Annotated in this window: 7 protein-coding genes; all 7 read right to left on the bottom strand. The window is 39.9% G+C overall.

Annotated features, from left to right (window positions below; translation table 11 throughout):
- Positions 1–347 (bottom strand): MarR family transcriptional regulator (locus tag WMO75_RS18050; RefSeq protein WP_349078667.1); only part of this gene is annotated, 347 nt, incomplete at its 3' end.
- A 196-nt stretch (positions 348–543) separates the two neighbouring features.
- A complete protein-coding gene (locus tag WMO75_RS18055) occupies positions 544–1,551 on the bottom strand; it encodes a reverse transcriptase domain-containing protein (RefSeq protein ID WP_494337574.1) in 1,008 nt (335 codons plus the stop codon).
- Positions 1,552–1,560: 9 nt separating this feature from the next.
- Positions 1,561–1,839: a hypothetical protein gene (locus WMO75_RS20185; RefSeq protein ID WP_494337573.1), complete on the bottom strand. Its 279-nt coding sequence runs from the start codon at positions 1,837–1,839 to the stop codon at positions 1,561–1,563.
- A gap of 539 nt (positions 1,840–2,378) precedes the next feature.
- Positions 2,379–4,823: an ABC transporter permease gene (locus WMO75_RS18060; RefSeq protein ID WP_118699405.1), complete on the bottom strand. Its 2,445-nt coding sequence runs from the start codon at positions 4,821–4,823 to the stop codon at positions 2,379–2,381.
- Complete coding sequence (locus WMO75_RS18065) at positions 4,820–5,494, bottom strand: ABC transporter ATP-binding protein (RefSeq protein ID WP_006426335.1); 675 nt, start codon at positions 5,492–5,494, stop codon at positions 4,820–4,822. Before WMO75_RS18065 ends, WMO75_RS18060 begins: the two co-directional genes overlap by 4 nt.
- Before the next feature lie 177 nt (positions 5,495–5,671).
- Entirely contained in the window at positions 5,672–6,937 is a 1,266-nt protein-coding gene (locus WMO75_RS18070) for a sensor histidine kinase (protein ID WP_118699406.1), read from the bottom strand.
- On the bottom strand, positions 6,913–7,602 hold the full coding sequence (locus WMO75_RS18075) for a response regulator transcription factor (RefSeq protein ID WP_118699407.1): 690 nt from the start codon (positions 7,600–7,602) through the stop codon (positions 6,913–6,915). The genes WMO75_RS18070 and WMO75_RS18075 overlap by 25 nt, the downstream gene beginning before the upstream one ends.
- Between the last annotated feature and the right edge of the window lie 110 nt (positions 7,603–7,712).

The following is a 7,712-nucleotide window of genomic DNA, read 5'->3' on the forward strand; positions in this document are numbered from 1 at the left end:
TAAATACTGCCCATCTCATCAGATACAGAATCGTACTCGCCCTTTAAGGCATGTGCTTTCTCAGTCAGAAACAGGAGCGTTTTCCTTTTGTCCGTTTCAGACTGAACACGGCTTATCAGCCCTTGATTTTCCATTCTTTCCAGCATCGTAGTAAGAGATGTTATCGCTAACCCGCATTTAGTCGAGAGTGACCTGATTGAAATACCATCCTTCTGCCACAGCACATAAAGAATACGCCCCTGGGCTCCATTAAATGCATCAATATTCTTTTCACTGAGAATCTTCTCGAAAATCCGGTCTCCAAGCTGTTTTATTTTGGTAACAAGAAATCCTCCATTCATTTCCATACAAAAGCTCCTATATAGTAGTTCATTAAAAACATACTATATAGGAGCTTTATTGTCAACAGTTTATATGTCTTAATAAGTAAATTCCGTTTTTTTCAATTCTCCAGTCAAGTAGACTAAGACCTCTCAATCTTAGCCCCTCACAGATCCGTACATGCGGCTTTCCCGCATACGGCTCCTCATAGTAACATTCGCTTCAATATAAACAATAGTACGTTTTAGGTTTTGCTAACGGGTAATACTTGAGCATTTCCACAAATCCATTCCATGTGTATGCCCGTCTACAACCTCTCCGATTCATGGCTTTGAATAGAAACTGTTGTACTCTATGCAGGAATGTTGTTATTTTTCGAAAATTCCATGTAACACTATAATACCGATAGTGTCCAATTAGTTTTACATTCAACTCTTTAATTATTTCTCGCATTGGTCGATTTCGATTATCGTAAATCCAGTTCTTGTATGCTCTAACCTTTTGCTCAAACTTCTTTCTTGAAGTCTGTACCTTTGGCACGAAACCTCCCTTTCGAGTTTTGCTACAGTAGAAGGTAAATCCCAGAAAATCAAATGTTTCAGGCTTACATTCTCCTCTTGCTCCACGATTCTGCTCTGCAAATCTCCCAAATTCAATCAGTCTGCTTTTACTACTTTCCAGCTCCAGTCCAAACTTTTCCATTCGTTCCTTTAACTCTTTATGGTATCTTTCAGCTTCTGACTTATATTGAAATCCTGCAACAAAATCATCCGCAAAGTTGACGAGAAAACACTCTCCTTGCATTTCCCTTTGCACCACCAGCTTGAACCACAGCGTCAGCACATGATGCATGTATATATTTGCAAGCATCGGACTCATTACTGAGTCTTGTGCCGAACCTTCCTCTGTTGGCTCGAATTTTCCTTGCTCCATTATTCCTGCTTTAAGGTATTTACGTATTAGCCACAATAAGTTCTTATCCTGTATATTCCATTCAAGGAACTTCATCATCCAATCATGGTCGATATGGTCAAAGAAACCTTTGATATCGTCATCTACGATATAGCTGATTTTTCCATAGCTTATCCGTTGGTATACTTCTTTTATTGCTTCGTGACACCCCCTATTCGGTCTGAATCCATACATGCAGTTTAGGAATCTCGGTTCATAGATAGCTCCCAGTATTTTCTTCACTGCCATTTGTACAATCTTATCTTCATGGGAAGCAATCCCTAATGGTCATTTCTTTCCATTTCCTTTAGGTATATATACCCTCAGTGACGGAAGCGGCTTAAAGGATTTGTTTTTCAACCTCTGTACCAGTTCCTTGATATTTCTATCAAGGTTCTTCCCATACTCATCCTTAGTTACCTTGTCAATTTCGACTGCTTTGTTCCCATCTAATTCCTTATGGCATCGCTTTAGCATATCTTCATTTATCAAGTGGTACACTGATGTAAATATAGGATGTTTTGATGTTGCCGATATCTCAGCTATTCTTACTAATTTCGTTTCCATTATTTCCTCCGTCCCTGAGTACGGATAATGTGTCCTCAGTAAGACCTTTACTATGCAATCCCCTTCCCTCCATCGACATTGCCCGATTTCTACAGTACTATGGGATTGTCCGACCACCTACCATTCATTTGAAATCCTCCGTTTTCAGTTGCAACTTCATACTCTTCTTCGAGAAATGGCAAGTTCTCCCCAGTTGATGTGTATTCACAATGTAAAACATGATTGGTTCTCTGACTCCGCAGTGCCACATAACACTCGCCATATCGCATTACATGATATTGTCTTCCACACCAGTTAAGACGTCGACCGACTGAAGTTAACGTTTCGAAGCTCAATCACCATTCAACCCTACTTTCTTGCTGTCTACGCTTGTCAGATGCCGTTACCGGCATCATCCCAAGACTCGCTATTATCTGGTTGGCTAAACCTTGGATAAACCGGAATCCCACCGGCTTGACTACACACCCTTAGCTGGGCGCACAACTGGAAGTTGTCTATTTCTCCTCTTCGTTAAGACCTAGTTCATTACATATTACTTGCTAGCCCTGATACCTTATTCTTTCTACCAGCGTTTCCTTTTTCAGATTACTGCTTAAAACGCAGGAAAGTACAATCTGCAACAGACCGACCAAAAAAATCATAATAAAAATTGGTACGATTGGAACATGATAGATATTCATTCCAAATATTCCATTATGTTTTGCATAGGAAAAAAGTGCATAGCCGAGCGGCAGACCAATGATCAAAGCTACGCATATGGTACCAACCGTAAACATCATTCCCTGTAACTGCAGACATAAATTTAATTGTTTATTTGTCATACCCACAGCCTGTAATACACCATATTCCTGCTTTTTTGTCGTAATATTCATGATTATGGTGTTTGCCATATTCATAAAACCGATGAGTCCTACAACCGCCATAAACAGATAACAGCCAAGCTTCATCATGCGAGCTGTGAATTCTGCAGATTGTAACTGTGCATGATAGGTATCCATTTTTATATGCGAAGTATTAGAAATCAAAGTATTCAGACTCTGTTCCACAGATGCAACATCTTTTTTATCACAGTCCACCCACAGATAGCCATAGGCTGTTCCCCTCGGATTCATGGAACGGTATACACCTTCCGGAATGACAAGATAAGTGTCCGCGCTTACAAAGGATCCTGCAATCTTTCCCTGATAGGTATAGGTTTCACTTCCATTCTCAAAGTCAAATGCAATGGATTCACCCGGAGCATATCCATCTTGTTCCATCCACATCAACCAACCAAAGAAAATTTCACCATTCTTTACCGCCTGATCATAGTCCATAGAGCCAATATCCCCGTCCTGGCGCATAAAATCAAAATCCTTTTTACTCACAATATCAGCCGGAAATCTTGTTCCGTTCAGATTTACAGAGACAATCTCTCTCGTCATGACATCTGTCACTCCCGGAATGCTTTTGATTTCTTCAATCAGCGAATCATTCAATGGATTATCCGTCAGAATCGTATCCAGATTATTCTCCGTATATCTTTCATCGTACTCAGCAGAATAGTCAAGCTGCAGTTCAAATTGTCCATGATTAACGGAAAGACGTGCTTCATGCTCCGTATCAATATTTCCTACATAATTAGAGATAATCACAAACAATGCGCAGGAAAGCCCCAGTGTGAGGATGGTACCAATGGTTCTTTTTGGATTACCCGTTATATTTGCCATTGCCATAGAAAACACGGTGACATTTTTTCTGCCATTTCGTTTTCCTTTTTTGTGTGTTTCTGCATTTTCTAAATACCGTGTTGCTTCGATAGGTGAAATCCGTGAAACAATTTTCATTGGTTTACGCAGCGCCAAAGCAACGGTAAAAAATGACACGAAAATACATAGAAGCATAACAGGCAGGGAAAACAGTGGCATCTGCTGATTTTGGACTCCCATAGAGCCAGTTCCGGTTGATACAAGGTTTCCCTGTTCTACCAGCCAGTTAAAACCGCATTTTGCAATCGGAAAACCAAGAAGCAATCCAACTGGTATTGAAGAAATTGTCAAAAACATACCCTCTCTGAAGATCAGTTGTTTCATCTGCTTTTTTGTCGCTCCCAGAGCCTTGATTTTTCCATACTCCTGTATCTTGTTGGCAATACCGACCTGAAAAATATTATAAATGACCACAACAGAGAAAAGTACAATTGCAAGAATCAAAACCCCGCATACCGCAATCGTTTCATAACTCGGCTGCAAGACCCATTGCAAATAGAGATCATTGACTATAACGTTTTTTTCTTCGATCCCACAAGCTGCTGCAATCTGCTTTATAACCGAATCAACATTATTCATAGATACATTTGCAGAATCATTTAAAGTAAAATAAATATTATACTGTCTGTCATTCTCTGCGACGTGCTCATCATAAAACTCCTGTGACCCGAAAGCAACATAAGATGCCTCGATGGTATACTCATCCCGATCATATAGGATTCCGCTGACAACAAATTCTTCCGGCTTATATTCTGACTGCATCCCTGCGCGGTAATCCAGTGTAACCGTATCTCCGATCTTTACATCATCATACCCCATTGCACGAAAAAATGCTCTTCCTGCGGCAATTTCCTGCATTTTTTCCGGATACTTTCCTTCCTTCAACTCATATTCTTTATTATAAGGAAGCATTTTTCTTGCAGTCTCATCCATGCAGACAAACCCGCCTTTTTCATTGCCTTTTATGATACCTTCGGTGCACATAGTGCCTGTAGCATCTATTTCCGCACGGCGGTTTACTTCTTTTAACTGCGATCCGTCTGCGGAAACAAACAGACCATAATTGCTTCCATATGATCCTGCCGCCTGACTTTTCTGTAAATGAATTACCCCATTTCCCACAGTACTGATGATAACAAGCAGCATCGTGGTCAGACAGATTGCCATCATGATCAGTATACTTCTTGTCCTGTTCCTTTTGTCATTGCTATATGCAATCCTGCTTATTGTCTTCATCTGAAATCCACCACCTGTCCGTCCTCAATCACCAGAATACGGTCAGCGACCTGTGCAATTTCGTCATCATGGGTAATCATTACAATTGTCTGTCCATATTTTTTTGCTGTCATCTTAAGCAGAGCGATTACCTCATCACTGGTCTTAGAATCAAGATTTCCTGTCGGCTCATCTGCAAATATAATTTCCGGACGATTCACCAGTGCTCTTGCAATTGCTACTCTCTGCTGCTGTCCTCCGGATAACTGATTTGGCAGATTATAAATCCGGTTTTCAATCCCCAGAGTTGCAATAATATCATTTACATACGCTTCATCCACTTTTCTTCCATCCAGCCCCAGTGGCAGTACAATATTTTCCCAGACATTAACAGATGAAACCAGATTAAATGCCTGAAAAACAAATCCGATTTTTCTTCTGCGGAAAACAGCAAGGGCATCTTCCTTCATCCTGTATAAATCTTTCCCTGCTAAAGTAACACTGCCTTTTGTCGGGGTGTCTAGCCCTCCAAGCATATGAAGTAATGTACTTTTACCGGAACCTGACTTTCCAACAATTGCGACAAATTCTCCCTGCTCAATCTGAATGTCCACCTGATTGACCGCTTTGACCTGATTCTCACCTGCGCCATAAAACTTACAAAGCTGCTTGGTTTCTAATATCACACTCATGTGTTGCCTCCTTTTCAATTCTGTAAAGCGTACCTTTTCAGCACGCTTTCTTTGCCTGTTTATATATTTGGTCATTTTTCAATCTACATCCAAATTGTATCAGGACAATCTTTCATTTCACTTTCAAAAAACGAGCAGAAATCTTACAGAATTGTAAGATTTCTGCTCACTTAAAATTTAACCAACATATGGTAATTGAATCACAAACGTGCTTCCTTTTTTCTTTTTGCCGGAGGTTACCGTAATCGTACCTGCGTGTTTTTCGATAATTTCTCTCGATAGAAAAAGTCCGATTCCTGTACCACTCTTTTCCATGACCTCCTTGGAACTTCCTCTGTAAAATCGTTGAAAAATTTTGTGATACTCATTCTGCGGAATACCAATTCCCTGATCCTCAATTTCCATTCTTACAAGATAGTTTCTTTTTTGTAACCGGATAAATATTTTTGAACCACACGGACTGTACTTGACCGCATTATCCAGAACGTTGATCACAGCTTCACCAAGCCACCTTTTATCCTGCATAATCGTGCATGTTTCCAGCTCTTTTTCATAGTCAAAAACGAATTCAATTTCTTTCTCATCCGCTTTAGGATAAGTGCGGTTCACAGCAGATATGACAGTATCCATAAGCGGAAGTTTTTTCTTATTAATCTGAATCAGTCCAGTTTCCATCTTGGATATTTCAAGAAGCGACTGCAATAATGTCTCCAGTCCATCCAGAGCACTCCGACAACGGATACGAAACTCCTCCTGTTCTGTGGCACTTAAGTCATTCTGCATCAGCACACTAAAACATGTATCCAAAGCTGCAACCGGTGTCTTTAACTGGTGAGAAATATCAGAAACCATTTCTTTCGTGTTCTCCTTTTCTGCCCTTGCTTCTTCCTTTATCAACTGAATATGATGTCCGATTGCTTCAAGCTGGTCATTCAATTTTTCCAGTTCTGCATGATTTTCCGTTTTCAGTAAATCATCAAATTTATTTTCACGGAATCTGATCAGAATTTCTTCCAACTGGTCTAAAATTTTCTGATGACACGCATCTTCTTTTTTCTTCCAATAAAGTAAAAAAGTCAAAAGAAGCACGCATATCACAGTGCTTACAGCACCGGTCACCATAACCTGATGCCGGAATTGCGAATAAAATGCATTCCCTTTATTCCCCCAGTATCCATATTGCTCCAATAATCGCCTTCCCTGTTCGTTGGTTTCAATATCCTTATCCTTAAGCAATTCCGAAACAGCATCCAGCCCGGAAAATTCTTCCTTTGCAGCAATCTCTGTCATAAGATTCATTTTATATTTATAATCTTCATAAAACACATATGTGGTAAAGCAATTTAATATTGCAAACAATACTATGACAGGTAATACCAAGGAGAGCGCTACTGTGATCTTCTTGCGATATCTCTTTGTCACTGCCTTACCTCCTGATTCCATATATACCCAAGACCTCTGATATTCTTTATATAGACCGGTGCAGCCGGATTGTCTTCGATTTTCTCACGGAGTCTTCTGATATTGACAGCGATTGTATTTTCATCCACAAAATCCCCTTCCAGATCAAACACATTTTCCAATATTTGTGTTTTTGAAAGAATCTGTTTCGAATTCTGAAGAAAAAAAGTCAGCATTTTCAACTCCGTTTTTGTCAGACTGATTTCACGACTCTTTATCAGGACTTTCATTTCTCCTGCGATAAATACGATATCTCCCGAAATCATCTTTCCGGCTTCCGTTTTCTCCTGTCTGCGGCGGAAATGTGCTTCTATTTTCAAAAGAAGTACCGAAAGACTAAACGGCTTTGTAATATAATCATCTGCCCCTGCTTCATATCCCATGACCTGATCCATCTCCTGATCTAGTGCTGTAAGACAAATAATGTATGTATTATAATTGCATCTCATCCACCTTACAAATTCCAGTCCATTCCCATCCGGAAGATTCACATCACAAATGGTAACATCCACATTATTATCACTTGCAATTCTTTTCGCTTTTTTCACTGATTCTGCTGAAAAAACCTCATATCCGGATTTTTTCAGTGAAAATGTAATTCCACGATTTAAATTTTCATCATCTTCAACCACGAGTATACCTGGCATAGCATCTGCACCTCTCTTTATTAACTATTCATCGGTCGAGTAGATACATCCGTTACCGAATGTATCCCTCACAGAATTCCGGACGTGCGGCTTTTCCGCATCCGGCTCTT

It is taken from the genome of Blautia intestinihominis (genome assembly GCF_040096655.1).
GTDB classification, from domain to species: Bacteria; Bacillota; Clostridia; order Lachnospirales; family Lachnospiraceae; genus Blautia_A; species Blautia_A intestinihominis.

Bases quoted from the DNA above. Each gene is read 5' to 3' on its own strand.
- WMO75_RS20185 (WP_494337573.1), bottom strand. From the start codon at position 1,839: ATGGAAACGAAATTAGTAAGAATAGCTGAGATATCGGCAACATCAAAA.
- WMO75_RS18060 (WP_118699405.1), bottom strand. From the start codon at position 4,823: ATGAAGACAATAAGCAGGATTGCATATAGCAATGACAAAAGGAACAGG.
- WMO75_RS18065 (WP_006426335.1), bottom strand. From the start codon at position 5,494: ATGAGTGTGATATTAGAAACCAAGCAGCTTTGTAAGTTTTATGGCGCA.
- WMO75_RS18070 (WP_118699406.1), bottom strand. From the start codon at position 6,937: ATGGAATCAGGAGGTAAGGCAGTGACAAAGAGATATCGCAAGAAGATC.
- WMO75_RS18075 (WP_118699407.1), bottom strand. From the start codon at position 7,602: ATGCCAGGTATACTCGTGGTTGAAGATGATGAAAATTTAAATCGTGGA.